This is a genomic window from Diaphorobacter caeni, assembly GCF_015354245.1.
Classification (GTDB): domain Bacteria; phylum Pseudomonadota; class Gammaproteobacteria; order Burkholderiales; family Burkholderiaceae_C; genus Diaphorobacter_A; species Diaphorobacter_A caeni.
Genome location: NZ_JADKYZ010000001.1, coordinates 104,030 through 126,511, shown reverse-complemented (window position 1 = coordinate 126,511; position 22,482 = coordinate 104,030). Strand labels below are relative to the sequence as shown.

At 61.7% G+C, this 22,482-nt stretch carries 28 protein-coding genes and 1 tRNA gene; 3 read left to right on the top strand and 26 right to left on the bottom strand.

The window, feature by feature from the left end; genetic code table 11:
- Positions 1–137: 137 nt before the first annotated feature.
- On the bottom strand, positions 138–542 hold the full coding sequence (locus ISG32_RS00615) for a hypothetical protein (protein WP_194769096.1): 405 nt from the start codon (positions 540–542) through the stop codon (positions 138–140).
- Positions 543–587: 45 nt separating this feature from the next.
- Between ISG32_RS00615 and ISG32_RS00610 the strand changes: the two genes are divergently transcribed.
- The 3 genes from ISG32_RS00610 to ISG32_RS00600 all read left to right on the top strand — a co-directional run bounded on the left by ISG32_RS00610 (position 588) and on the right by ISG32_RS00600 (position 3,389).
- Positions 588–1,010, top strand: a complete 423-nt coding sequence (locus tag ISG32_RS00610; protein WP_194769095.1) for a hypothetical protein — start codon at positions 588–590, stop codon at positions 1,008–1,010.
- Positions 1,010–1,675: a glutathione S-transferase family protein gene (locus ISG32_RS00605; RefSeq protein WP_228529510.1), complete on the top strand. Its 666-nt coding sequence runs from the start codon at positions 1,010–1,012 to the stop codon at positions 1,673–1,675. Before ISG32_RS00610 ends, ISG32_RS00605 begins: the two co-directional genes overlap by 1 nt.
- Before the next feature lie 61 nt (positions 1,676–1,736).
- Positions 1,737–3,389, top strand: a complete 1,653-nt coding sequence (locus ISG32_RS00600) for an AMP-binding protein (RefSeq protein WP_194769093.1) — start codon at positions 1,737–1,739, stop codon at positions 3,387–3,389.
- A 12-nt stretch (positions 3,390–3,401) separates the two neighbouring features.
- On the opposite strand, the gene ISG32_RS00595 is transcribed toward ISG32_RS00600, so the two are convergent.
- From ISG32_RS00595 to ISG32_RS00475, 25 genes are all read right to left on the bottom strand, one after another.
- Entirely contained in the window at positions 3,402–5,018 is a 1,617-nt protein-coding gene (locus ISG32_RS00595; RefSeq protein ID WP_194769092.1) for a GMC family oxidoreductase, read from the bottom strand.
- A complete protein-coding gene (locus ISG32_RS00590) occupies positions 5,015–5,746 on the bottom strand; it encodes an ABC transporter ATP-binding protein (RefSeq protein WP_194769091.1) in 732 nt (243 codons plus the stop codon). Before ISG32_RS00590 ends, ISG32_RS00595 begins: the two co-directional genes overlap by 4 nt.
- Complete coding sequence (locus ISG32_RS00585) at positions 5,739–7,562, bottom strand: branched-chain amino acid ABC transporter ATP-binding protein/permease (protein ID WP_194769680.1); 1,824 nt, start codon at positions 7,560–7,562, stop codon at positions 5,739–5,741. Before ISG32_RS00585 ends, ISG32_RS00590 begins: the two co-directional genes overlap by 8 nt.
- A 2-nt stretch (positions 7,563–7,564) precedes the next feature.
- Entirely contained in the window at positions 7,565–8,485 is a 921-nt protein-coding gene (locus ISG32_RS00580; protein WP_194769090.1) for a branched-chain amino acid ABC transporter permease, read from the bottom strand.
- A 230-nt stretch (positions 8,486–8,715) separates the two neighbouring features.
- Positions 8,716–9,894 carry an ABC transporter substrate-binding protein gene (locus ISG32_RS00575; RefSeq protein ID WP_228529558.1) on the bottom strand — a complete coding sequence of 393 codons (1,179 nt, stop codon included), beginning with the start codon at positions 9,892–9,894 and terminating at the stop codon, positions 8,716–8,718.
- 206 nt (positions 9,895–10,100) lie between these two features.
- Complete coding sequence (locus tag ISG32_RS00570; RefSeq protein WP_407645012.1) at positions 10,101–11,360, bottom strand: Hsp70 family protein; 1,260 nt, start codon at positions 11,358–11,360, stop codon at positions 10,101–10,103.
- Positions 11,361–11,540: 180 nt separating this feature from the next.
- Positions 11,541–11,617 (bottom strand) — tRNA-Met (locus tag ISG32_RS00565).
- Between the two features lie 41 nt (positions 11,618–11,658).
- A complete protein-coding gene (gene rplQ / locus ISG32_RS00560) occupies positions 11,659–12,054 on the bottom strand; it encodes a 50S ribosomal protein L17 (RefSeq protein ID WP_194769088.1) in 396 nt (131 codons plus the stop codon).
- A gap of 148 nt (positions 12,055–12,202) precedes the next feature.
- Entirely contained in the window at positions 12,203–13,195 is a 993-nt protein-coding gene (locus tag ISG32_RS00555) for a DNA-directed RNA polymerase subunit alpha (protein ID WP_166067726.1), read from the bottom strand.
- Between the two features lie 118 nt (positions 13,196–13,313).
- Positions 13,314–13,937 carry a 30S ribosomal protein S4 gene (gene rpsD, locus ISG32_RS00550; RefSeq protein WP_194769087.1) on the bottom strand — a complete coding sequence of 208 codons (624 nt, stop codon included), beginning with the start codon at positions 13,935–13,937 and terminating at the stop codon, positions 13,314–13,316.
- 92 nt (positions 13,938–14,029) lie between these two features.
- Entirely contained in the window at positions 14,030–14,434 is a 405-nt protein-coding gene (gene rpsK, locus ISG32_RS00545; protein ID WP_011793799.1) for a 30S ribosomal protein S11, read from the bottom strand.
- 14 nt (positions 14,435–14,448) lie between these two features.
- Positions 14,449–14,814 carry a 30S ribosomal protein S13 gene (gene rpsM / locus ISG32_RS00540; protein ID WP_194769086.1) on the bottom strand — a complete coding sequence of 122 codons (366 nt, stop codon included), beginning with the start codon at positions 14,812–14,814 and terminating at the stop codon, positions 14,449–14,451.
- Positions 14,815–14,835: 21 nt separating this feature from the next.
- Positions 14,836–14,949: a 50S ribosomal protein L36 gene (gene rpmJ, locus ISG32_RS00535; RefSeq protein WP_019576345.1), complete on the bottom strand. Its 114-nt coding sequence runs from the start codon at positions 14,947–14,949 to the stop codon at positions 14,836–14,838.
- Between the two features lie 164 nt (positions 14,950–15,113).
- Positions 15,114–16,427, bottom strand: a complete 1,314-nt coding sequence (gene secY / locus ISG32_RS00530; RefSeq protein ID WP_194769085.1) for a preprotein translocase subunit SecY — start codon at positions 16,425–16,427, stop codon at positions 15,114–15,116.
- Positions 16,428–16,449: 22 nt separating this feature from the next.
- Positions 16,450–16,881 carry a 50S ribosomal protein L15 gene (gene rplO, locus ISG32_RS00525; protein WP_194769084.1) on the bottom strand — a complete coding sequence of 144 codons (432 nt, stop codon included), beginning with the start codon at positions 16,879–16,881 and terminating at the stop codon, positions 16,450–16,452.
- 11 nt (positions 16,882–16,892) lie between these two features.
- Entirely contained in the window at positions 16,893–17,075 is a 183-nt protein-coding gene (gene rpmD / locus ISG32_RS00520; RefSeq protein ID WP_194769083.1) for a 50S ribosomal protein L30, read from the bottom strand.
- A gap of 14 nt (positions 17,076–17,089) precedes the next feature.
- Complete coding sequence (gene rpsE, locus ISG32_RS00515) at positions 17,090–17,611, bottom strand: 30S ribosomal protein S5 (RefSeq protein WP_194769082.1); 522 nt, start codon at positions 17,609–17,611, stop codon at positions 17,090–17,092.
- 16 nt (positions 17,612–17,627) lie between these two features.
- A complete protein-coding gene (gene rplR, locus ISG32_RS00510; protein WP_194769081.1) occupies positions 17,628–17,993 on the bottom strand; it encodes a 50S ribosomal protein L18 in 366 nt (121 codons plus the stop codon).
- A gap of 11 nt (positions 17,994–18,004) precedes the next feature.
- Complete coding sequence (gene rplF / locus ISG32_RS00505; RefSeq protein WP_194769080.1) at positions 18,005–18,538, bottom strand: 50S ribosomal protein L6; 534 nt, start codon at positions 18,536–18,538, stop codon at positions 18,005–18,007.
- 24 nt (positions 18,539–18,562) lie between these two features.
- Complete coding sequence (gene rpsH / locus ISG32_RS00500) at positions 18,563–18,958, bottom strand: 30S ribosomal protein S8 (RefSeq protein ID WP_194769079.1); 396 nt, start codon at positions 18,956–18,958, stop codon at positions 18,563–18,565.
- Positions 18,959–18,978: 20 nt separating this feature from the next.
- Positions 18,979–19,284 (bottom strand): 30S ribosomal protein S14, encoded by a 306-nt coding sequence (rpsN, locus tag ISG32_RS00495; RefSeq protein WP_011803856.1) that lies wholly within the window; start codon positions 19,282–19,284, stop codon positions 18,979–18,981.
- A 7-nt stretch (positions 19,285–19,291) separates the two neighbouring features.
- Positions 19,292–19,831: a 50S ribosomal protein L5 gene (rplE, locus tag ISG32_RS00490; protein ID WP_194769078.1), complete on the bottom strand. Its 540-nt coding sequence runs from the start codon at positions 19,829–19,831 to the stop codon at positions 19,292–19,294.
- A gap of 9 nt (positions 19,832–19,840) precedes the next feature.
- Positions 19,841–20,161 (bottom strand): 50S ribosomal protein L24, encoded by a 321-nt coding sequence (gene rplX / locus ISG32_RS00485; RefSeq protein ID WP_194769077.1) that lies wholly within the window; start codon positions 20,159–20,161, stop codon positions 19,841–19,843.
- An 11-nt stretch (positions 20,162–20,172) separates the two neighbouring features.
- Positions 20,173–20,541 (bottom strand): 50S ribosomal protein L14, encoded by a 369-nt coding sequence (gene rplN, locus ISG32_RS00480; protein WP_194769076.1) that lies wholly within the window; start codon positions 20,539–20,541, stop codon positions 20,173–20,175.
- 217 nt (positions 20,542–20,758) lie between these two features.
- Positions 20,759–22,357, bottom strand: a complete 1,599-nt coding sequence (locus ISG32_RS00475) for a glycerol-3-phosphate dehydrogenase/oxidase (RefSeq protein ID WP_194769075.1) — start codon at positions 22,355–22,357, stop codon at positions 20,759–20,761.
- Between the last annotated feature and the right edge of the window lie 125 nt (positions 22,358–22,482).

The following is a 22,482-nucleotide window of genomic DNA, read 5'->3' as shown; positions in this document are numbered from 1 at the left end:
CAGTCCGGCAGCGCATCGCGGATCGCGCCTGAGGTCCGACGGGGACATCCAACTCATCTCTTCTTGTTGTTCTTTCGATCCATCACAGCGTGGTTGGCACGCTTTCAATCTTTTCGACGGAAGTGGCTCATCCTCAGCTAGGGCGGATCTTCCATCGCGAACAGTCTTCGTTTCCAAAGCGAGCGCTGGGTCGCGCGCAGATCGGAGTCGAGCGCGTCACGCTCGTCTTCCAGCGAGTCGAGCCGCGACTGCAGTGCGCATACCTGCTTACCATCGGTACCGCAGCCGAGCGCCAGTTCGATGTCGGACTTGAGCGCCCCATGCGCGGTCACGATCTCCGCACAGCGCTGCGCCTGCGCCTGTCCGAGCACGCCGGGCGCAGGAGCGCAATCGGTGCCGCAGTGCAGGTCGTTTTCGCATTCATCCGCAATGCATTGGTAGGCCAGCCGCAGCGCGTCCAGATCGCGGCTCGCGCGCGCGATGTCGTCAAGCATGCGGTTGAGCTTGAGCAGGTGGGACTTGGCAATTTTTTCGGGGAACATATCAGGCTCCTAGAGTATCCATGAACAGGCGCTGCAGATGGCCCCTTGCAAAGTGAATTCAATACAACGCCCGCACAAGAAATCGCATTGGCTCATCAGTTTGCAATCCGCGTGATAAAAATCAATAAACAGCAGGGCTACGCCCCCTCTGTAGAGTTACGAGATGCTGCAAAACACGCTTTATTGAGACAAATCGCAATGGTTTCGTCAGCTTGGGGCCTCTGCACGAATCATCGTCAAGCGGCTGGATGCAGATCGGGATGGGATTTCCAACGCCGAAGACCGCCCAACAAGGCTGCGCCAGCACGCGTCGATCTCATTCGTGCAGAGGTTCCCTTGATGTGCGAGATTTCTGAGGCCATCGGGCGCCACAGGCGAATCCATTGCGTTTACCATCGTCATCACATGCGAACGCTCGCCAAGCAGTGGCGAGGAAGCGACAAGAATCATCAGGAGACAGTGGAGTGATGGAGCTTTTTCACAGCGTCAGCGCACGCTCGTTCCGGGCACTGTGGATGTTCGAGGAACTCGGTCTGCCGTACCGTTTGACCATGCTGCCGTTCCCCCCGCGCGTCCTGCGGCGCAGCTTTCTTGAACTCAACCCGCTGGGCACGGTGCCGCTGCTGCTCGACGGCGATCAGCGCCTCACCGAATCGAGCGCCATCTGTCAGTACCTCTGCAGCCTCGCTCCCGACACGCCGCTCGCCGTGCAGCCCGGTGACGTGGCGTACGCCGCCTACCTGAACTGGCTGTTCATGTCGGACGCGACGCTCACGTTTCCGCTCACGCTGGTGCTGCGCTACACCCACTTCGAGCCGGCCGAGCGCCGCCAGCCGCAGGTGGTCGAAGACTATTCGCGCTGGTTCTTTGGCCGCCTCAAGGCCGTGGAAGCGGCCGTGTCGCAGCGCGAGTTTCTCTGTGCCGGGCGATTCACCGCCGCCGACGTCGCCGTGAGCTACGCGCTGATGCTGTCGGAGCATCTCGACATGTCGGCGCAATGGGGTCCCGCCACGCAGGCCTACTGGCAGCGTCTGCAAGCGCGGCCGGCCTTCCGGCGCAGCCTCGAGATAGAGCGTCAGGCGGCCATCGATCAGGGGGTGGATCCCCTGCCCTCGCCGCTGCTGCGGCCCTGAGCCACCCCTCCTTCTCTTTATCTTCATCTGCCTGCAGAACCAACGTAGGAGCCTCCCCAACATGATCACCGTGACCGACGAGACGACGATCGGCGAGGCGCTGCAGGCCGCCGTCGAGCGCTACGCGGACAACAGCCTGCTGGCCGTTCCCGCCAACCCGCAGCGCAGCTACGCACAGCAAGGCGTCGAGATCAGCTACCGCGAGGCGGGACAGCGGATCGCCGCGCTCGCCAGCCAGTACCGCGACGCCGGGTACGGGCTCGGCCACCGCGTCGCGCTGCTGCTCGAGAGCCGCCCCGAGCACATGCTGCACAAGCTCGCGCTCAACACGCTGGGCGTCTGCGTCGTGCCGGTGAACCCCGATTACCGTCGCCGCGAACTGAACTACCTGATTGACCACTCGAAGGCCGATCTCGTCGTCTGCCTGCCGTCGCGACTGGCATCGATCCGCGAATCGCTGGAGGACACGAAGCACCAACCCGCCGTCATCACCGTCACCGCCGTCGACACGGACGACGCCGACGGCGGCACGTCGCTGCAGTTGCCGAAAGCGCAGCGCGCGGCGCAGAGCGGCAAGGTGCATGCGGACACGCCCGCGAGCATTCTCTACACCTCGGGCACCACCGGCCAGCCCAAGGGCTGCGTACTCTCGCATGCCTACGAGCTGGCCGCCGGAAAGTGGTATGCGAGCCAGCCGGGTTTCATCTCGATCCAGGAGGGCCGCGAGCGCCTCTTCAATCCGCTGCCGCTGTTCCACGTCAACGCGTCCATCCTGTCGTTCTACTGCATGCTGCTGTCGGGCGGCTGCCAGATCCAGACGGACCGCTTCCAGCCGTCGCGCTGGTGGGAAGAAGTCGCGAGCTCGCGCGCCAGCATCGTGCATTACCTCGGCGTGATCATTCCGCTGCTGCTCAAGCAGCCCGAGTCGCCATGGGAAAAGCGACACGTCATCCGCTTCGGCTACGGCGCGGGCGTGGAGCCGCAGCTGCATGCGGTGTTCGAGCAGCGCTTCGGCTTTCCGCTGATCGAGCTCTGGGGCATGACCGAGGTGGTGCGCACGCTCTCCGACTACACGGCGGATCGCCAGGTCGGCACCCGCTCGTTCGGGCGTGGCGTGCCGGGACTGGAGGCGCTGGTCGCCGACGAGAGCGGCACGCCCGTGCCGCCCGGCACACCGGGCGAGCTGCTGGTGCGCTATTCCGAGCGGACGCCGCGCAAGCATTTCTTCACTGAGTATCTGGACGATCCCGCCGCCACCGAAAAGGCCTGGTCGGGCGGCTGGTTCCACACGGGCGACGTGGTCGTGCAGGACCCCGACGGTCTGCTGCACTTCATGGATCGGCGCAAGAACATCATCCGCCGCTCGGGCGAGAACATCGCGGCCGCCGAGGTCGAGGCGATTCTGCTCACGCACCCCAAGGTGCAGGGCGTCGCGGTGATGGCCGCGCCCGACGACATCCGCGAAGAGGAGGTGCTGGCGAGCATCGTGCTCGTTCCGGGCGAGTCCGCCAGCGATGCGCTCTGCGACGAACTGTTCGCGTTCTGCAGCAAGGAGATGGCCTACTACAAGGTGCCGGGCTGGTGGTGGTTCACCGACGCGATTCCCACGACCGGCACGCAGAAGATCCAGAAGCACCGCATTCTCGCAGCGGGACAAGACCCGACCTCGCTGCCCGGCATCCGCGATCTGCGCGCGAGGAAAAAGCGCGGCTGATCGCGCAGGATCTCAAACGGCGCTGCGTATCAACTCGGCGCCCTTCTCCCCGATCATCATCGTCGCCGCGCAGGTGTTGGCCGATGTGATCTCGGGCATCACCGAGGCATCGACCACGCGCAGGTTGGGCACGCTATGCACCCGCAACCGCGCGTCGACCACGGCCCCCGCATCGCTCACGGGCCCCATGCGCGCCGTGCCGTTGAGGTGATACGACGAGACTCCGTAGCGGCTGATGAAGTCGAGGATCTCGTCATCGCTCTGCACCTGCTCGCCGGGCATCACCTCGCCCTCGCGGAACTGCGCAAGCGCCTTGGTGTGCAGCAGCTCGCGCGCCAGACGCACGCCGCGGATCAGCGTCAGGCGGTCGTCCGCGTCATCCAGATAATGGGGTTGAACGATGGGATCGACGGCCGGATCGACCGAGGCGATGCGCACGCTGCCCTCGCTTTTCGGCCGGTGCTGCCACACGCCGCAGGTCATGCCGGGGTAGCGGTCGAGCATGCCGACATAGCCCTCGCGATAACTCGCGGGCGAAAACACGCCCTGCAGATCGGGGCGCGTGAGGCCGCTCCGCGACTGCCAGAACCAGTGCACGACGGACGGGCTCAGCGACAGGATGTTGGGCCTGCCGCGCAGCCAGTCGAAGGCCTGCCCCCACAGACGCGGCACGCGCGCCATCTCATTGATGGTGACTGCATTCTTCACGCGCGCGACGAGGCGGATCGAAAAATGGTCCTTGAGGTGGCGCCCCACACCGGGCAGATGCACCTGCGTCGCGATGCCGAGATCGTGCAGCAGTTCCCCGTCGCCGATGCCCGAGAGCTGCAGCAGCTTGGGGCTGTTGATCGCGCCGGCGCAGATGATCACCTCGCGCCGCGCATGGGCCATGTGCATGGCGCCGCCCTGTCGATACACGACGCCCGCCGCCGACGCGCCGCGCAGCACCACGCGCTGCGCCTGCGCGTTGGTCACCACGTGCAGGTTGCGCCCATGCAGCGCCGGGCGCAGAAAGGCCGCCGAGGTGCTCACCCGCCAGCCCTTGTGGATCGTGCGCTGGAAGTAACCCACGCCCTGCTGGGAAGCGCCGTTGTAGTCGGGGTTGAGCGGCATGCCCAGCTCTTGCGCACCCTGCAGAAAGGCCTCGCAGACCGGATGCGGCCAATGCGGCAGCGTGACCTTCAGCGCGCCCGTGTGGCCGCGCAGCAGCGGATCGCCGCCGTCGACGAACGCCTCGGAGCGCTTGAAATACGGCAGCACCTCGTCGTAGGACCAGCCCGGATTTCCCAGCGCCGCCCAGCCGTCGAAATCTTCGCGCTGGCCACGGTTGTAGACCAGCCCGTTGATCGACGTCGAGCCGCCCAGCGTCTTGCCCTGAGGCAGCGGAATGCGCCGCCCGCCCGTGCGCTCCGTGGGCTCGGAGCTGAACTGCCATGCCAGCTTCGGATTGAAGATGACCTTGATGAACCCGGCGGGCAGCTTGAGCCAGGGATGGCCGTCGCCTGGCCCCGCCTCGATCACGCAGACCGTGACGTCGGGGTCTTCGCTCAGGCGCGCGGCCACGATGGAGCCCGCCGCGCCGCTGCCGACGATCACATAGTCATACGTGTCGCCGGCGGGCTCGTTCATGCATGCGCTCCGAGGTAGGCGGCGCGCACCTTGGGGTCGCGCCGCAGCTCGGCCGCGCTGCCCTCGAGCGTGAAGCGGCCGGTCTCGAGCACGTAGGCGCGGTCGGCCACGGCCAGCGCCTGGTTGGCCATCTGCTCGACCAGCAGAATCGTCACGCCCTGCGCCTTGAGCTGCCGCACGATGGCGAAGATCTCCTTGACGATGAGCGGCGCGAGGCCGAGCGATGGCTCGTCGAGCAGCAGCAGCTTGGGCCGCGACATCAGCGCACGCGCAATCGCCAGCATCTGCTGCTCGCCGCCGGACATGGTGCCCGCCATCTGCTCGCGCCGCTCGCGCAGGCGCGGAAAGGCGATGAACTGCCGCTCGATGTCGGCCGCAATCTCGGCCGCGCCACCCTTGCGGTGATAGGCACCGAGCAGCAGGTTGTCATGCACCGTCTGGTCGGCGAACACCTGACGGCCTTCGGGGCTCTGCGCGATGCCGAGCGGCACGCGCAGATGACCGGGCATGCGGGTGATGTCCGCCCCCTCGAACGCGACGCTCCCCTGCGCTGCGGGCTCCAGGCCCGAGATGGCCTTCATCAGCGTGCTCTTGCCCGCGCCGTTGCCGCCGATGATGGTGACGACCTCGCCCGCGTTCACATGCAGCGAAACGCCCTTGAGCGCCTGCACCGCGCCATAGTTCACCTGCAGGGAATCCACGCGCAGCAATACGTTGTGCTCAGGCATGCGGGCCTCCCGTCTCATCGTGCGCGCCCTCGGCTTCGTCCTCGTCATCGCTGCCCAGATAGGCGGCGATCACGCGCGGATTGTTCTGCACCTCGGCGGGCGTGCCTTCGGCGATCTTCTGACCGTAGTCGAGCACGATCACGTGGTCGGACACCGCCATCACCAGATCCATGTGATGCTCGATCAGCAGCACCGTGATGCCCAGATCGCGGATGCGCGCGATCACCTGCACCAGCTCCTGCGTCTCCTGCGGGTTGAGACCGGCCGCAGGCTCGTCGAGCAGCAGCAGCCGGGGGTGCGTGGCGAGCGCGCGCGCCAGCTCCAGCCGCCGCTGCAGGCCATAGGGAAGACTGCCCGCGACGTCCAGCGCCTTGTCGCGCAGATGCAAGCGCTCGAGAATCTGCAGCGCCTCGTCGCGTGCGGCCAGCTCGGCCCTGTGCGCCTTGCCGACGCCGATCAGACTCGCAACGAATCCCGCCTTGATGTGCGAGTGCAGTCCGACCTTGACGTTGTCGAGCACGCTCATGTCGCTGAACAGCCGCAGGTTCTGGAACGTGCGACCAAGTCCCATGCGCGCGATCCGGTTGGGCGACACGCCGACGATGTTCTGCCCCGCAAACAGGATGCTGCCGCGCTCGGGCGCGACGATGCCCGAGAGGATGTTGAGCAGCGTGGTCTTGCCTGCGCCGTTCGGGCCGATCAATGAATGCACATGGCCGGGGCGGATCTGGAGGCTCACGTCATTGGTCGGCACCACACCGCCATAGGCTTTGTAGAGACCCTGCGCATCGAGCAGCACGCTCGCGTCGCCCGTCGCTGGCTGCGCCTTGAGCTGCCATGCGGGCAGCGTGTCCGGCAGCGCTTCCTTGGGCACCAGTCCCGGCGCGAACTTGCGTGCCAACGTTCGCACGAAGCCCGCGAGGCCGTTGGGCATCGCATAGAGCGCGAACAGCAGCAGCGCGCCGTAGGTGAAATGCTGCACGTCGGGCCAGCGCGAGAGCAGCGAATCGAGCAGCGTGAGCACCACCGCGCCCAGCAGCGGCCCGTAGACCGAGTTGCCGCCGAACAGCACGATCAGCAGAAAGAAGATCGACAGGTTGAAGGTGATGAAGTCCGAGTTGATGTACTGGTTCTGCTGCGCGATCAGCGCGCCCGCGATGCCGCAGGTGAACGCGCTGATCACGAACGCCAGCACCTTGAACTTGTAGACGCTCACGCCCACGCTCTCGGCCGCGACCTCGGCCGTGTTCACCGCGAGAAACGCACGACCGAAGCGCCCATTGAGCAAGTAGCGGAACATCACATGCAGCAGCACGCAGAGAATCAGCACGAACCAGACCCACTGCTTGGTGCCGAACATCTGCCCGCCGAAATTCAGCGGGATCACGCCGTAGATGCCCTGTTGTCCGGCGAACAGGTCCTGCCATTCGGAGACGATCTTCTCGACCACGATGCCGAAGCCGATCGTCACCATCGCGAGTGCCGGGCCCTTCACGCGCAGTGCGGGCAAGGCGATCACCACGCCGAACAGCCCGGCGAGCACGCCCGCCATCGCGAAGGCGGCCCACGGATTCCATCCCCAGCGCGCGGTAAGCAGCGACACCGCATAGGCCCCCACCGCGAACAGCCCGGCATGGCCGAGCGACTTCTGCCCGGTGTAGTTGACCAGCACGTTGAGGCCCGATGCGGCGATGTAGTTCACGCCGATCAGAAACACGATGCGCAGATGGAAATCATTGCTCGTGACCAGCGGAATCGCCGCCACCAGCGCGGCCACGACGATCAGCCAGAGGTAATGTTTGGACTCGCCGCGCATCATCAGACCTTCTCCACGATCTTCTGGCCCAGCAGGCCCTGCGGCCGCACGACGAGTACCAGGATGATGAGCACAAAGATGCTGATCTCGCGCAGCTCGGCCTGCCACAGCCCGACCAGTGCCTCGATCAGTCCCAGAATGAAGCCGCCCAGCATGCAGCCACGCGGACTGGTGAGCCCGCCGAGAATCGCCGAGGAAAACGCCTTGAGCGCGAGCGACATGCCCATGAAGACCGAGGCCGTGGTGATCGGCGCGATCAGCAGTCCGGCCAGGCCCGCAAGGCTGGAACTGATGACGAAGGCCAGCACCACGATGGCCGTCACGTTGATGCCCATGAGCGTGGCCGCGCTGCCGCTTTGCGCGACGGCGCGCACCGCCTTGCCGATCTTGGTGCGCCGCATGATGAAGTCGAGACCCAGCAGCACCATCACGCTCGCCACCAGCACCAGCACCTCCTGCGGCAGCACGCCCGCGCCACCGATGCGGATCACCTCGCTGCCCAGCGGCGACGGCATCACCATCGGCGAGGGCCCCCAGATCGCAAGTGCGGTGTTCTGGATGATGATGCCGAAGCCGATGGTGCTCATCACCCACGCCATGCCGCCGCGCCCCACGAAGGGCCGCACCGCCGTGTAGTAAAGGATCACGCCGAGCAGACCAAGCACCGCCATCGTGCCGACCAGACTGAGCAGATAGCGCCCCAAGGTGACGTCGGCGGGCAGCAGGGAATCGGTGATGTTCTTGCCCGCCAGCAGCAGCAACACCGACACCGCCACGAACGCCCCCGCCACCAGAAACTCGCCCTGGCCGAAGTTCAGCGTCTTCGTCGTGTTGAACGTGATGTTGAAACCCACGGCCACCAGCGCGTAGATGCTGCCCAGCGCCAGTCCGCTGAAGACGGCCTGCAGAATCGAATCAAACATATTCGCCTCACGCCACCGAAAACCAGAAAGAACGGGAACGGCAATGAAGGTCTTCAAACAGCGGCGCCAGCAGCAAGCGCCCCGTTCGAATCCACCACCCCAATGACGAGACAGGCCCTCAGGCTAGGCGTGAAGCCGCAGACAGTACGCATGTACGGCAAGGCTTCCACAACAACGCATGAGGGCCGGTATCGTCACCTCCAAACGACCAAAGAATCAAAGAGAAAAATTCACTTCTTCAGATCGGCAGGAGTGAGGGACTTGTAAACGGAATCTTCGAAACGAACAACTTCGCTGCCCTTCCAGCGCGCGAGGTAAAAGTCGCTGACGCTCAACCCTTCATGATTCGCCTTGGTGAAAGGCTTGTCATAGGTCTTGATCACGCCCTCGGTCTTGTTCAGATTCTCAAGCGCCGCGGCGACCTTCTCGCCATCCGTGCTGTTGGCCTGCTTCATCGCTGCGGCCAGCAGCATGACCGAGTCATATGCCTGTGCCGAGCAAGGGAAGGTGGTGAGCGTCGGGAAGTTCACGCGCACGCGCTGCCCCAGCGACTTGGTCTTGGCGGAGGTGTCTTCCGTGGTGGACGCCGCCATGATCAGGTGCTCCGCGAGCTTGGTGCCGGCCATCTTGGGCAGCAGCGAGCTCAGATTGCCCCAGGTGCCGAGCGTGATCGGCATGTAGTTGATCTTTTCCATGCTGCGCAGCACCTGCGCCGCGCCATCGGCAATGCCGTAGATGATCACCGTGTCCGCGCCCGCCGCCTTGATCTTGTTGAGCTGCGAGGTCATGTCCGTGTCTTTGGGGCCGTACTTTTCCACCGCCACCGGCTTCACGCCATGCAGCGCGAGGATGTCGGTCGCGTCCTTGATGCCGCCCTGCCCGTAGCCGGTCGAGTCCGCGAGGATCGCGATCTTCTTGTCCTTGGAGGCCTTCACCGCATACGCGCCAAGCAGCGAGACCTGCTCACGGTCCACCATCGAGATGCGGTACAAGTAGTTCTGCGGCTCCTTGGCGTAGCGCGTGGTGATTTCGGTGGCCGTGCCGATGGGCACCACCACGGGAATCTTCTTTTGCTGCGGAATGTGCAGCCATGCCAGCGCGTTGCCCGAGTTGGCGGGGCCGACAATGCCGCTGACCTTCTCGCTGTCGATCAGCTCCTGCACGGTCTGGATCGCCTTGGGCGGCGTGCCCTGATCGTCGCGGATCACGCCGACGACCTTGCGCCCCAGAATGCCGCCCGCCTTGTTGATGTCCTCAATGGCGGCCTCGAACCCCCAGCGCCCGGCGATGCCGAGTTCCGCCACGCCGCTCGCCGACTGATCGGCCGTGTAGCCGATCTTGATGTCCTGCGCCTGCGCGACGCCGGTCATACTCCACGCTCCCAGCGCACCCACTACCAACTGAACCATCGCTTTCTTCATTCTCGCGTCTCCTCAAATGATCTTCAAAGCCGAACAGTGACAGGGAAGACATCGGGCCAACAGCGCGATGCGACCGTGAAGTCAGTCAATGTACCGGCGAAGAAAACGGAGCGCATCCCGGGTATAACCCGAAGCGCGATGCAATGGCTCAAGCGCCTCTCATAGACGCCATAGGTGCTCTGCGGAGTCGCGGATCAGGCGTAGGCCAGACCTGTGGCGACGCCGCCAAAAAGATCGCCCTCAACCTGCGGCACCTCGGGGAAAGCCGTGCGCAACACATCTCGCAGCGCGGTGAGCGCCGAAGAGCCGCCGGTCAGATAGATCGCACCGGGGGCGCTGACGCCGGCCCGCCGCACGCAGTCCTGCGCACATTGCACCACCTGCTGCAGCAATGCGCCGAGCCGCGACTGCAGATCGTGCGGCGTGATCTGCGCATCCAGCCCGCGCTCAAGCCAGTCGAGCTGGATCGGGGCAGCGCCATGCGTGCTCGACGCGATGATCTTGGCCTGCTCCACCGCATCGGCCAGGCGGTGGCCCTCGCGCTCCTCGATCACGTGCAGGAGACGCGCGTGCATGCGCTGATCCGTGTAGTCGGTGCGCAAAGCGCGCACCGAGGCGAGCGACTTTTGCGTGTAGAGCCACTGGATCAAGTGCCAGGTGGAGAGATCGAAGAACACGCTGCTCGGCACCTCGCGGCCGCTCGGGCCGATGTGGCGATAGCCAAGCAGCGGCATGACCTGCTCAACGTTGAGTCGATGGTCGAAGTCCGTGCCGCCAATGTGCACGCCGCCGGTGGCGAGAATGTCGCTCGTGCGATCCGCCTTGCCCGCGTGGTCGGGGCCGAGGCGCACGACGGTGAAGTCGGAGGTACCGCCGCCGATGTCGACCACGAGCGCGATGGTCTCGCTGGTCAGGCGTCGTTCATAGTCAAGCGCGGCGGCGATCGGCTCCAGTTGAAAACTGACCTCGCCGAGACCCGCGTCCTTCGCCGCCTGGGCCAGCGCGTTCTGGGCATCGCGGTCACGCTCGGGATGCTCATCCACGAAGTGCACCGGACGACCGAGGACCACACGCTCCGGCAGCTTTCCCTCCAGCGACACGCGTGACTGCTGCGCCACATGGCGCAGAAACAGCGAGATGATGTCCTGATAGCTCACCAGCTTGTCATGCACAGCCGTCTTCTCCTGCAGCAGCGCGCTGCCGAGCAGACTCTTGAGCGAACGCATCAGACGGCCAGGTTCCCCCTCGAGGTACTGCTTCATCGCGTCACGCCCGAAATGCGTGCGGTGCTCTTCCGTGTTGAAGAACAGCGCCGTGGGCATGCCGGTGGCAGTGCCTTCCAGCGGCAACAGGCGCGAATGTCCGCCCGGTGAACAAAAGGCGGCAGCAGAGTTGGAGGTTCCGAAGTCGATGCCCAGCGTGCCGGGAACGGTATGCGAGTGGTCAGCCATCATGCTTGTGGAGCTTGGGTGCGGGCAAAGCCTTCGGATCATGCCATCAGGCGATCTCATCCAGGCAGGCGCCCACCGATTGTTCCGGCCAGATTCGCCCGAAGCGCCGACCGGTCACGTGGAAGTGATTGGAGTGAAACCCAAAAGAAAAAGCCCGCTTTGTTCAAAGCGGGCTTTTCAATGTGGTTGCGCGAGAAGGATTTGAACCTCCGACCTTTGGGTTATGAGCCCAACGAGCTACCAGACTGCTCCATCGCGCGGTATGTCTTTATTATATACCAGATCTGCTGTAATTTTTGAATCAAGCAGCGGATTCGGTAGATTCTGTAGCAGCTTCAGGAGCGCGGTCGACGAGCTCAACGTAAGCCATAGGTGCATTGTCGCCCACACGGAAACCCATCTTCAGGATACGTGTGTAGCCGCCTGGACGTGCGTTGAAACGCGGGCCCAGTTCGTTGAACAGCTTGGTGACGCTGTCGCGGTCACGCAGGCGGTCGAATGCCAGACGACGGTTGGCAACCGTGTCCACCTTGGCCAGAGTGATCATGGGCTCGATCACGCGGCGCAGTTCCTTGGCCTTTGGAACGGTGGTCTTGATGGCCTCGTGCTCGATGAGCGAGTTCATCATGTTCTTCAGCATCGCGAGGCGGTGCGAGCTGGTGCGATTCAGTTTGCGAAGGCCGAGACCGTGGCGCATGGGAATATCCTTTTAAAAATGTTTTAGCGGCCAGCCGGATCAGGTACTGGCCGCTGCGCGGTGTGACCGGGCGCGATGCACTCGGTCCTTGCTTTTTGCAAAGCTCACCAGTCAAAAACTGGCAAGCCTGCGATTATAGCGTTTTGAATCAACGCTTGTCGAGGCCGGCTGGTGGCCAGTTCTCGAGCTTCATGCCGAGCGTGAGACCACGCGAGGCAAGAACTTCCTTGATTTCGTTGAGCGACTTGCGACCCAGATTAGGCGTCTTGAGCAGCTCGTTCTCGGTGCGCTGGATCAGATCACCGATGTAGTAGATGTTTTCGGCCTTCAGGCAGTTGGCGGAACGCACGGTCAGTTCCAGCTCGTCCACTGGACGCAGCAGGATAGGATCGAACGTCGCGTTGTTGCGCGAACCCGATGGAGCATCGAACGCAGCCAGTTCGCCGCCTTCGAGCTGAGCGAACACAGCCAGCTGTTCCACCAGAATCTTGGCGGAGGCGCGCACTGCGTCTTCAGCGGTGATGGCACCGTTGGTTTCGATCTCGACGACCAGCTTGTCCAGGTCGGTGCGCTGTTCCACGCGGGCGCTTTCCACGGTGTAGCTCACGCGCTTCACGGGGGAGAACGATGCGTCCAGAACAATACGGCCGATCGACTTGGTCGATTCGTCGGAATAGCGGCGCAGGTTGCCCGGCACATAACCACGGCCCTTTTCCACCTTGATCTGCATGTCCAGCTTGCCGCCGGCAGACAGATGTGCAATCACGTGATCCGGATTGACGATTTCGACGTCATGCGGAGTCTGGATGTCTTGTGCGGTGACAACGCCTTCGCCATCCTTGCGCAGGCTCAGGGTCACTTCGTCACGGTTGTGCAGCTTGAAGACTACACCCTTCAGGTTCAGCAGGATGTTGACGACATCTTCCTGAACGCCGTCGATGGACGAGTACTCGTGGAGCACGCCAGCGATGGTCACTTCCGTTGCTGCGTAGCCAACCATGGAGGAGAGCAGTACGCGGCGGATAGCATTGCCCAGTGTGTGGCCGTAACCACGCTCAAACGGCTCCAACTCGACCTTGGCACGGTTGTGACCAAGCTGTTCAACGTTGATTGCCTTGGGCTTCAGCAAATTGGTTTGCATGCGGACTTCCTCTTAATACCCCCAGCTCGTTACACCGGTAAGGCTAGTGAAGCGCCTAAACCGCGATGCCTCGCGGTTTAGGAACAGTTTCTCGAAAACTCTTCAGCCGAGCGGAGAATTAACGCGAGTACAACTCAACGATCAGCGATTCGTTGATGTCGGCTGCGAATTCGTCACGGTCAGGAGACTTCTTGAAGACGCCTTCGACCTTGTCCACGTTCACCTCGACCCAAGCGGGCAGGCCCACTTGTTGAGCCAGTTGCAGGGCTTCGACGATACGAGCCTGCTTCTTGGACTTCTCACGCACGGCAACCACATCACCAGCCTTCACCAAGTAGGAAGCGATGTTTACGGATTGACCGTTCACGGTGATGGCCTTGTGCGACACCAGCTGACGTGCTTCAGCACGTGTGGAGCCGAAGCCCATGCGGTACACGACATTGTCCAGACGCGACTCGAGCACGGACAGGAGATTGGCACCGGTGTTGCCCTTCTTGCTGTCGGCCATTTCGAAGTAGCGACGGAATTGCTTCTCGAGCACGCCGTACATGCGCTTTACTTTTTGCTTTTCGCGCAGTTGCAGACCGTAGTCCGAGGTACGTGCACCCGAAGTGCGGCCGTGTTGGCCAGGCTTCGTGTCGAACTTGCACTTGTCCGAGATCGAGCGACGTGCGCTCTTCAGGAACAGGTCAGTGCCTTCACGGCGGGAGAGTTTGGCCTTGGGGCCGAGGTAACGTGCCACTTGAGCTTCCTTGTTTTCATCTGCCGCGCTGTTTGACCAACGCGGGAGCCACCATCGCTGAAAGCGTTGGTGGCGGTGGGCTTATGAAGAGATTAGATACGACGACGCTTTTGAGGGCGGCAGCCGTTGTGGGGAACCGGCGTCACGTCGGAGATCGAAGTGATGCGGATGCCCAGTGCGCCCAGAGCGCGCACCGACGACTCGCGACCTGGGCCTGGACCCTTGATCTCGACGTCGAGGTTCTTGATACCCTGTTCAATGGCGGCGCGACCAGCCACTTCCGAAGCTACCTGAGCAGCAAACGGAGTCGACTTGCGCGAGCCCTTGAAACCCTGGCCGCCGGACGAAGCCCACGACAGAGCGTTGCCTTGGCGATCAGTGATGGTGATGATCGTGTTGTTGAACGATGCATGCACGTGAGCGATACCGTCCGAAACGTTCTTGCGAACCTTCTTGCGGACACGTTGTGCTGCATTGTTTGCGGGAGATTTAGCCATAGTGCTCTACCTATTTACTTCTTGAGTGCCGCTGCGCCCTTGCGCGGACCCTTGCGAGTGCGGGCATTGGTGCGCGTACGCTGACCACGCATAGGCAGGCCACGACGATGGCGGAAGCCACGATAGCAACCGATGTCCATCAAACGCTTGATGTTCATGGTGGTTTCGCGACGCAGGTCACCTTCGATGGTGAACTGAGCGATTTGATCACGGATCTTTTCCAGATCCGCGTCGGTGAAGTCTTTGACCTTCTTGGAGAAGGCGATTCCGCATGCTTCGCAGATCTTGCGAGCGCGTGTGCGACCGATGCCATAGATAGCCGTCAGGCCAATCTCAGCATGCTGATGCGGAGGAATATTGATACCAGCGATACGTGCCATTTGCGTCCTCTATTATCTCAATCAGCCTTGGCGCTGCTTGTGGCGTGCATCTGTACAGATCACACGCACAACGCCCTTGCGGCGGATGATCTTGCAGTTGCGGCAAATCTTCTTGACCGAAGCCGAAACTCTCATTGCATTCTCCTAAATTTCCAATCGTCCCGGCTGCCTGCAGCGGAACACAAAGTCTCATCGAAAGTTTTGTGCCCGCGATGGTTCGAAGGGCATCAATTGCCGTTGCTTTCAGGCGAACCGCGCATTTTAGCGCAAATCGCCTGAAACTTGCTTGGGCTACTCGTTCAGAGTGTTGTTTTGAAGTTAGCCTTCTTCAACAACGACTCGTACTGCTGCGACATCATGTAGTTCTGAACCTGGGCCATGAAGTCCATGGTGACCACCACGATGATCATCAGAGACGTACCGCCAAAATAGAACGGCACGTTGTACTTCAGGATCAGGAACTCCGGCAGCAGGCACACAAATGTGATGTATACCGCACCCACCAGGGTCAGTCGAACCAGAATCTTGTCGATGTAGCGAGCTGTGTTCTCACCTGGACGAATGCCCGGGATGAACGCACCGCTCTTCTTCAAGTTGTCTGCTGTCTCACGGCTGTTGAACACCAGCGCCGTGTAGAAGAAGCAGAAGAAAATGATTGCAGCAGCGTAGAGCAACACGTAGATCGGCTGACCCGGGGTGAGAGCACCCGCGATGTCCTTCAACCAACGCATGGACTCACCGGCACTGAACCAGTTCACCACAGTAGCAGGCAACAAGATGATGGACGAAGCGAAGATCGGGGGGATCACGCCGGCCATGTTGAGCTTCAGAGGCAGATGGGAGGATTGACCGCCATATACCTTGTTGCCCACCTGACGCCTTGCGTAATTCACAAGAATCTTGCGCTGACCGCGCTCGACGAACACGACGAAATAGGTCACCAGAGCAATGATCACGATGATCAGGATTGCTGCCAGCGGGCCCATGGCGCCGGTACGTACGAGCTCGAACATTCCACCAATCGCGCTGGGCAGACCCGCGGCGATGCCGCCGAAGATCAGGATGGAAATACCATTGCCCAGACCACGCTCGGTGATCTGCTCGCCCAGCCACATCAGGAACATCGTGCCAGCGGTGAGGCTGACGACGGCCGTCATGCGGAAGCCGAACCCGGGGTTCAGCACCAGACCAGCAGAGCTTTCAAGCGCGACGGCAATACCCAGCGACTGGAAGAGCGCCAGACCCAGCGTACCGTAACGGGTGTACTGGGTAATCTTGCGACGTCCGGCCTCGCCTTCCTTCTTCAACTGCTCAAATGTCGGGACCACGTAGGTCATGAGCTGCATGATGATCGATGCCGAGATGTACGGCATGATCCCCAGTGCGAACACCGTGAAGCGCGAGAGCGCTCCACCCGAGAACATGTTGAACAGGTTCAGAATGCCACCTTGTTGGCCACTGAACAGCTGCTGCAGCTGAGCTGGATCGATGCCCGGCACGGGGATATGCGCCCCGATTCGGTACACGACCAACGCCAGCAACAAAAACACCAGCCGGCGACGCAGGTCGCCGAACTTGCCCGTTTTCGCAATTTGCGCTGCGTTAGTAGCCACGGATGCCTTTCTTTAAGCCGAATTAGGCCAGGGAACCACCGGCTGCTTCGATAGCAGCCTTGGCACCTGCGGTAGCGCCGATGCCGTTCAGCTTCACAGCCGAGGTGATTTCACCCGACTTGATCACCTTCACGACCTTGGCCAGCTGACCGACGAGGCCTGCATTCTTCAGTACTGCGACATCCACTTCGGCCAGGCCGAGTGCGGACAGTGCGGTCAGAGTCACTTCAGCGTTGAACTTCAACGTGGTGGACTTGAAACCGCGCTTGGGCAGACGACGCTGCAGAGGCATCTGACCGCCTTCGAAGCCTACCTTGTGGTAGCCACCCGAACGCGACTTCTGACCCTTGTGACCACGACCGGCGGTCTTGCCCAGACCGGAACCGATACCGCGGCCCACGCGACGCTTGGCGTGCTTTGCACCGTCTGCAGGCTTGATGCTATTGAGTTCCATCATCAATCCTTTCAGAGAACCTTCACCAGATAGGCGATCTTGTTGATCATGCCGCGCACTTCAGGAGTGTCCTTGAGTTCGCTGGTGCTGTTGAGCTTGCGAAGACCCAGGCCACGCACGGTGGCGCGGTGCGATTCTTTGGTGCCGATAGGGCTGCGCACCAGTTGAATCTTGACTGTTTGTTGCGTTGTCATTGCTCGTCTCTACCTTATGCAGTAAAGAGGTCTTCAACGCTCTTGCCGCGCTTGGCTGCCACTTCTGCGGGAGTAGTGGAGTTTGCCAGTGCGTCGAACGTTGCACGAACCATGTTGTAGGGATTGGACGAGCCGTGGCTCTTCGCAACGATGTCAGTGATACCCATCACTTCGAACACTGCGCGCATCGGGCCGCCCGCGATGATGCCGGTACCCTTGGGGGCTGGATTCAGCATCACGACGGCAGCGCCGTGGTGACCCATCACGCTGTGGTAGACGGTGCCTTCCTTGAGGGACACCTTCACCATGTTGCGACGGGCTTCTTCCATAGCCTTTTGCACGGCAGCAGGCACTTCCTTGGACTTGCCCTTGCCCATGCCAACGCGGCCATCACCGTCGCCAACCACGGTCAGTGCAGCGAAGCCGAGAATACGACCACCCTTCACAACCTTGGTGACGCGGTTCACCGCGATCATTTTTTCGCGCAGACCGTCATCACGACCTTCGTCTTGCACCTTGGGGGAAAACTTTGCCATTTTCTATCCGCTCCGCTTAGAACTGCAGACCCGCTTCGCGGGCAGCTTCAGCCAAAGCCTTCACGCGGCCGTGGTATGCGAAACCAGCGCGATCGAAAGCCACTTTTTCAACGCCAGCAGCCTTTGCCTTTTCAGCAATGCGCTTGCCGATGGCCTGCGCTGCGGAGACGTTGCCGCCCTTGCCAGCGCCGCCCAGTTCCTTGCGAACTTCGGCTTCTGCAGTGGAGGCCGAAGCCAGCACCTTGGAGCCATCGCCGGAAATCAGCGTAGCGTAGATATGGAGGTTCGTACGATTCACGGACAGACGTGCAATGCCTTGTTGGGCAATACGAATACGCGTCTGACGGGCACGACGAAGACGCTGCTCTTTCTTTGTCAACATGTTGCAGCTCCTTATTTCTTCTTGGTCTCTTTGATGACGACCTTCTCATCCGAGTAACGGATGCCCTTGCCCTTGTAAGGCTCGGGAGGACGTACAGCGCGGATTTCTGCAGCCAGCTGACCAACGCGTTGACGATCTGCACCCTTGAGGATGATTTCAGTCGGTGTTGGAGTCGCCACAGTGATGCCCTGAGGCATCTCGAAGTTCACGGGGTGCGAGAAGCCGATGGCCAGGTTCAGCTTGGAACCGGAAGCAGCAGCCTTGAAACCCACGCCGATCAGCGTCAGCTTCTTCTCGAAACCCTTGCTCACGCCCACGACCATGTTGTTCACCAGCTGACGCATGGTGCCGCTCATGGCGTTGGCTTCGCGGGACTCGTTGACGGGGGCAAACGTCAGCTTGCCATCATTCAGAGCCACCTTCACCAGGGCGTTGGGGGTCAGGGACAGAGTGCCGCCTGCGCCCTTGACGCTGATCTGGTCGTTGTTCATTGTCACGTCCACGCCTTGCGGGACGGTAACTGGGGATTTGCCTACACGGGACATTTCAGTTTTCTCCTCAATGCCACGTTAAGCGACGTAGCAAAGCACTTCGCCACCCACACCGGTAGCACGTGCCTTGCGGTCGGTCATCACACCCTTGGGAGTGGTGACGATTGCCACGCCCAGACCGTTCATCACGGTAGGGATGGAATCACGACCCTTGTAGACACGCAGGCCGGGGCGGCTCACGCGCTCGATACGCTCGATCACTGGGCGACCGGCGTAGTACTTCAATGTGATTTGGAGTTCGGACTTGCCTTCTTCGGTCTTGACCTGGAAGCCGTCAATGTAACCCTCGTCCTTCAGCACCTGTGCGATGGCAACCTTCACCTTGGAAGATGGCACCGAAACGGTGGCCTTGGAAACCATTTGCGCATTGCGAATGCGGGTCAGCAAGTCAGCGATGGGATCACTCATGCTCATGTTGTATCTCTCCTGCCTGCTTACCAGCTGGCCTTGGTGACACCGGGGATGTCGCCAGCAAAAGCCAGTTCACGGATCTTGGCGCGGCCCAGACCGAATTGACGGAACGTGCCACGTGGGCGACCGGTGATTTCGCAACGGTTGCGTTGGCGTGTGGGGTTTGCATTGCGCGGGAGCTTCTGCAGGCCCAGACGGGCTGCTTCACGCTCTTCGTCGCTACGCTTTGCGTCGCCGGCGATTGCCTTCAGTTCTGCGTACTTGGCAGCGTACTTGGCGGCCAGTTTTTCGCGCTTCAGTTCGCGCTGGATCAAAGCTACTTTAGCCATCGCTGCCTCAGTTCTTGAAGGGGAAACGGAAGCCTTGGAGAAGAGCCTTGGCTTCTTCGTCGTTCTTGGCTGTCGTTGTGATGCTGATGTTGAGACCGCGCAGGGCATCGACCTTGTCGTACTCAATTTCAGGGAAGATGATCTGTTCTTTGACGCCGATGTTGTAGTTGCCACGGCCGTCGAAAGCGCGGCCGGAGATACCGCGGAAGTCACGAACGCGTGGCAGGGCCACGGTCACGAAACGGTCCAGGAACTCATACATCTGAACGCCGCGCAGAGTCACCATGCAGCCAATGGCTTGGCCTTCACGGATCTTGAAACCGGCGATTGGCTTCTTGGACTTGGTCACCACGGGCTTCTGACCAGCAATCTTGGTCAGGTCGCTCACGGCGTGGTCCATCACCTTCTTGTCAGCCACAGCTTCGCTCACACCCATGTTCAGGGTGATCTTCGTGATGCGTGGGACTTGCATTGGAGACTTGTAGCCGAACTTTTCAGTCAGGTCAGCAACAATCTTTTCGCGATAGTATTTTTGCAGTCGTGCCATGTTGACTCCTTAGGCTGCCTTGATTTCGGCGCCGGAGGACTTGAACACGCGAACGCGCGAACCGTCAGCTTGCACCTTGATGCCTACGCGGTCAGCCTTGCCCGAAGCGGCATTGAAGATTGCCACGTTGGACTGGTGGATAGGCATAGCCTTTTCCACGATGCCGCCAGTCGTACCCTTCATGGGGTTCGGCTTGACGTGCTTCTTGACCAGGTTGATGCCATCCACCACGAGGTGGGAGTCATCCTTGCGCAGCGAAACCGTGCCACGCTTGCCCTTATCGCGCCCTGTGAGCACGATGACTTCATCGCCCTTGCGAATCTTGTTCATAACTCGTGTCCTTAGAGAACTTCGGGAGCCAAAGACACGATCTTCATGAACTTTTCAGTACGCAGTTCACGTGTCACGGGGCCGAAGATGCGGGTGCCGATTGGCTCCAGTTTGGCATTGAGCAGCACTGCTGCGTTGCCATCAAACTTAACAAGCGAACCGTCGCCACGGCGGATGCCCTTGGCTGTGCGGACCACCACTGCGCTGTAGACGTCGCCTTTTTTGACGCGACCACGCGGAGCAGCTTCCTTGACGGTCACCTTGATGATGTCGCCGACGCTTGCATAACGACGCTTGGAGCCACCCAGCACCTTGATGCAGAGGACGGACTTCGCGCCGGTGTTATCGGCGACGTCTAACCGAGATTCTGTCTGGATCATTTCAATATTCCCAACTTGCACCGGAATCACCCTCACGAATGAGAGCGAACCAATCAGTCTTGGGCCCGTCGTCAGAGCTGCAAACCATTCACAGCTCATCCGCTGGGCAGAAAAGTTTCGCATAAATTAATGCGAAGCCTTGTATTCTCGCAAAGATAACTCAGCCCGTCAAGCGAGCCAGCAATCTTTGCGAGCGTTGCACCCCTGAAATGTGGCCTCAGGGCTGCGGAACAGTTGCGTATTGTTGCGCAATTGCCAAAAAATCGCCGATCTGGGGATCGATACCCAGCTCTTCGCGAAGGATTTCCTCGACGCGCGGTGCCACCACGGCCGCCTGCCGCGCATCCAGAAACAGCATGCGTACCCGACGCGCCAGCACGTCTTCCACGGTGCGTGCGTATTCGAAACGGGCGGCAAAACGCACCATCGCCTCGGTGAATCCGGGCGCCAGCTCACGATCCGCGCCCTCGAGCGACTTCACGAAAGCCGCTTCGCTGCCGTAGGAGTGAATGCCCTGCGGGTCGTTCATGCCCTCGCGCATCGGCTTAGCGGTGGCGCCCACCACCGGCAGATGCACGGTGACGCCGCCGCTGCGCGTGGGCAGCAGCTTGGCGTCCATGCAGTGCTGGAGCACGTCCTCGGCCATGGCGCGGTACGTGGTCCATTTGCCGCCGGTCACGGTGACCAGACCGCTCTTGCTGACCAGTACCGTGTGTTCCCTGCTGATTTTCTTGGTGTTGCCCGCGTCATCGTCCTGGTGCTTGACCAGCGGGCGCAGGCCCGCCCAGATGCTGCGCACGTCGGACGCCTTGGGCGCGCGGCGCAGGTAGCGGGCCGATTCGCCGAGAATGAAGGCGACTTCGTTCTTCATCGCCTCGGGCTCGTAGTCGAGCTGGTTCTTCGGGCTGTCGGTCGTGCCCAGAATCACCTTGCCAAGCCATGGTACGGCGAACAGTACCCGGCCGTCGGTCGTCTTAGGCACCATCAACGCATGGTCGGACGGCAGAAAGTCGCGGTCCACGACGATGTGCACGCCCTGGCTCGGCGCGACCATGGGCTTGACGGGCTTGCCCTGGGCCTCGCCGTCCCGCTCGCGCAGCGCATCCACCCAGACACCCGCCGCATTGACCACGCAGCGCGCCTTGATCTCGAAGCGCTCCCCGGACTCCTTGTCGCTGCAGACCAGCCCATTGACCTTGCCGTCCGCATAGGTGAGCCCCGTCACCTCGCAGTAATTGACCAGCAGCGCCCCCTTGAGCGCCGCCGTGCGGGCCAGCGCCAGCGCCAGGCGGGCATCGTCGAACTGTCCGTCCCAATACTTGACGCCGCCTTTGAGCCCGTCGCCCTGCACCGTCGGCAGGCAGCGCATGGTGTCCATGCGGCCGAGAAACTCGGTGGCGCCAAGGCCTGCCGATCCGGCCAGCGCGTCGTACATCTTGAGGCCCACGCCGTAGAACGGCGTTTCCCAGAGCTTGTAGGACGGCATGACGAACGCCAGGGGGCGCGCCAGATGCGGCGCGTTCTTGAGCAGCGTGGTGCGCTCGTGCAGCGCCTCGCGCACCAGTGAAATGTTTCCCTGAGCCAGATAACGCACGCCGCCATGCACCAGCTTGGTGGCGCGCGACGACGTGCCCTTGGCGAAATCGTGCGACTCAAGCAGCACCACCTTGAAGCCGCGCGCCGCCGCATCCAGCGCCGTGCCAAGACCCGTCGCGCCCCCACCGACCACCGCGAGGTCATATTCCTGCGGCTGTCGCAATTGGGCCAGCAGTTCGGGGCGCTGGGTCATCAATGGGGCTTGGGTTTCTGTCGTCATGGCTGCCGCTTGTTGGAGATGAATGCCTATAGCAGGATGCCTATTGCATTTCAGGGTTTTCCCTAGGATTTTATCCAACCCTCACGCAAGTTTGCGTCGGAAAACCGCCCGGCCTTGATGGAGCG

Coding starts and splice junctions, on each gene's coding strand:
- ISG32_RS00585 (WP_194769680.1), bottom strand. CDS start 7,562: ATGCGCGGCGAGTCCAAACATTACCTCTGGCTGATCGTCGTGGCCGCG.
- rplO (WP_194769084.1), bottom strand. CDS start 16,881: ATGGAACTCAATAGCATCAAGCCTGCAGACGGTGCAAAGCACGCCAAG.
- ISG32_RS00615 (WP_194769096.1), bottom strand. CDS start 542: ATGTTCCCCGAAAAAATTGCCAAGTCCCACCTGCTCAAGCTCAACCGC.
- rplQ (WP_194769088.1), bottom strand. CDS start 12,054: ATGCGCCACGGTCTCGGCCTTCGCAAACTGAATCGCACCAGCTCGCAC.
- rplX (WP_194769077.1), bottom strand. CDS start 20,161: ATGAACAAGATTCGCAAGGGCGATGAAGTCATCGTGCTCACAGGGCGC.
- ISG32_RS00475 (WP_194769075.1), bottom strand. CDS start 22,357: ATGACGACAGAAACCCAAGCCCCATTGATGACCCAGCGCCCCGAACTG.
- ISG32_RS00600 (WP_194769093.1), top strand. CDS start 1,737: ATGATCACCGTGACCGACGAGACGACGATCGGCGAGGCGCTGCAGGCC.
- rpsK (WP_011793799.1), bottom strand. CDS start 14,434: ATGGCTAAATCTCCCGCAAACAATGCAGCACAACGTGTCCGCAAGAAG.
- rpsM (WP_194769086.1), bottom strand. CDS start 14,814: ATGGCACGTATCGCTGGTATCAATATTCCTCCGCATCAGCATGCTGAG.
- ISG32_RS00590 (WP_194769091.1), bottom strand. CDS start 5,746: ATGCCTGAGCACAACGTATTGCTGCGCGTGGATTCCCTGCAGGTGAAC.
- rpmD (WP_194769083.1), bottom strand. CDS start 17,075: ATGACAACGCAACAAACAGTCAAGATTCAACTGGTGCGCAGCCCTATC.
- ISG32_RS00595 (WP_194769092.1), bottom strand. CDS start 5,018: ATGAACGAGCCCGCCGGCGACACGTATGACTATGTGATCGTCGGCAGC.
- ISG32_RS00575 (WP_228529558.1), bottom strand. CDS start 9,894: ATGGTTCAGTTGGTAGTGGGTGCGCTGGGAGCGTGGAGTATGACCGGC.
- rplF (WP_194769080.1), bottom strand. CDS start 18,538: ATGTCCCGTGTAGGCAAATCCCCAGTTACCGTCCCGCAAGGCGTGGAC.
- ISG32_RS00605 (WP_228529510.1), top strand. CDS start 1,010: ATGGAGCTTTTTCACAGCGTCAGCGCACGCTCGTTCCGGGCACTGTGG.
- rplN (WP_194769076.1), bottom strand. CDS start 20,541: ATGATCCAGACAGAATCTCGGTTAGACGTCGCCGATAACACCGGCGCG.
- ISG32_RS00570 (WP_407645012.1), bottom strand. CDS start 11,360: ATGATGGCTGACCACTCGCATACCGTTCCCGGCACGCTGGGCATCGAC.
- rplR (WP_194769081.1), bottom strand. CDS start 17,993: ATGTTGACAAAGAAAGAGCAGCGTCTTCGTCGTGCCCGTCAGACGCGT.
- ISG32_RS00580 (WP_194769090.1), bottom strand. CDS start 8,485: ATGTTTGATTCGATTCTGCAGGCCGTCTTCAGCGGACTGGCGCTGGGC.
- rpsN (WP_011803856.1), bottom strand. CDS start 19,284: ATGGCTAAAGTAGCTTTGATCCAGCGCGAACTGAAGCGCGAAAAACTG.
- rpsH (WP_194769079.1), bottom strand. CDS start 18,958: ATGAGCATGAGTGATCCCATCGCTGACTTGCTGACCCGCATTCGCAAT.
- rplE (WP_194769078.1), bottom strand. CDS start 19,831: ATGGCACGACTGCAAAAATACTATCGCGAAAAGATTGTTGCTGACCTG.
- rpmJ (WP_019576345.1), bottom strand. CDS start 14,949: ATGAGAGTTTCGGCTTCGGTCAAGAAGATTTGCCGCAACTGCAAGATC.
- rpsE (WP_194769082.1), bottom strand. CDS start 17,611: ATGGCAAAGTTTTCCCCCAAGGTGCAAGACGAAGGTCGTGATGACGGT.
- ISG32_RS00555 (WP_166067726.1), bottom strand. CDS start 13,195: ATGCAAACCAATTTGCTGAAGCCCAAGGCAATCAACGTTGAACAGCTT.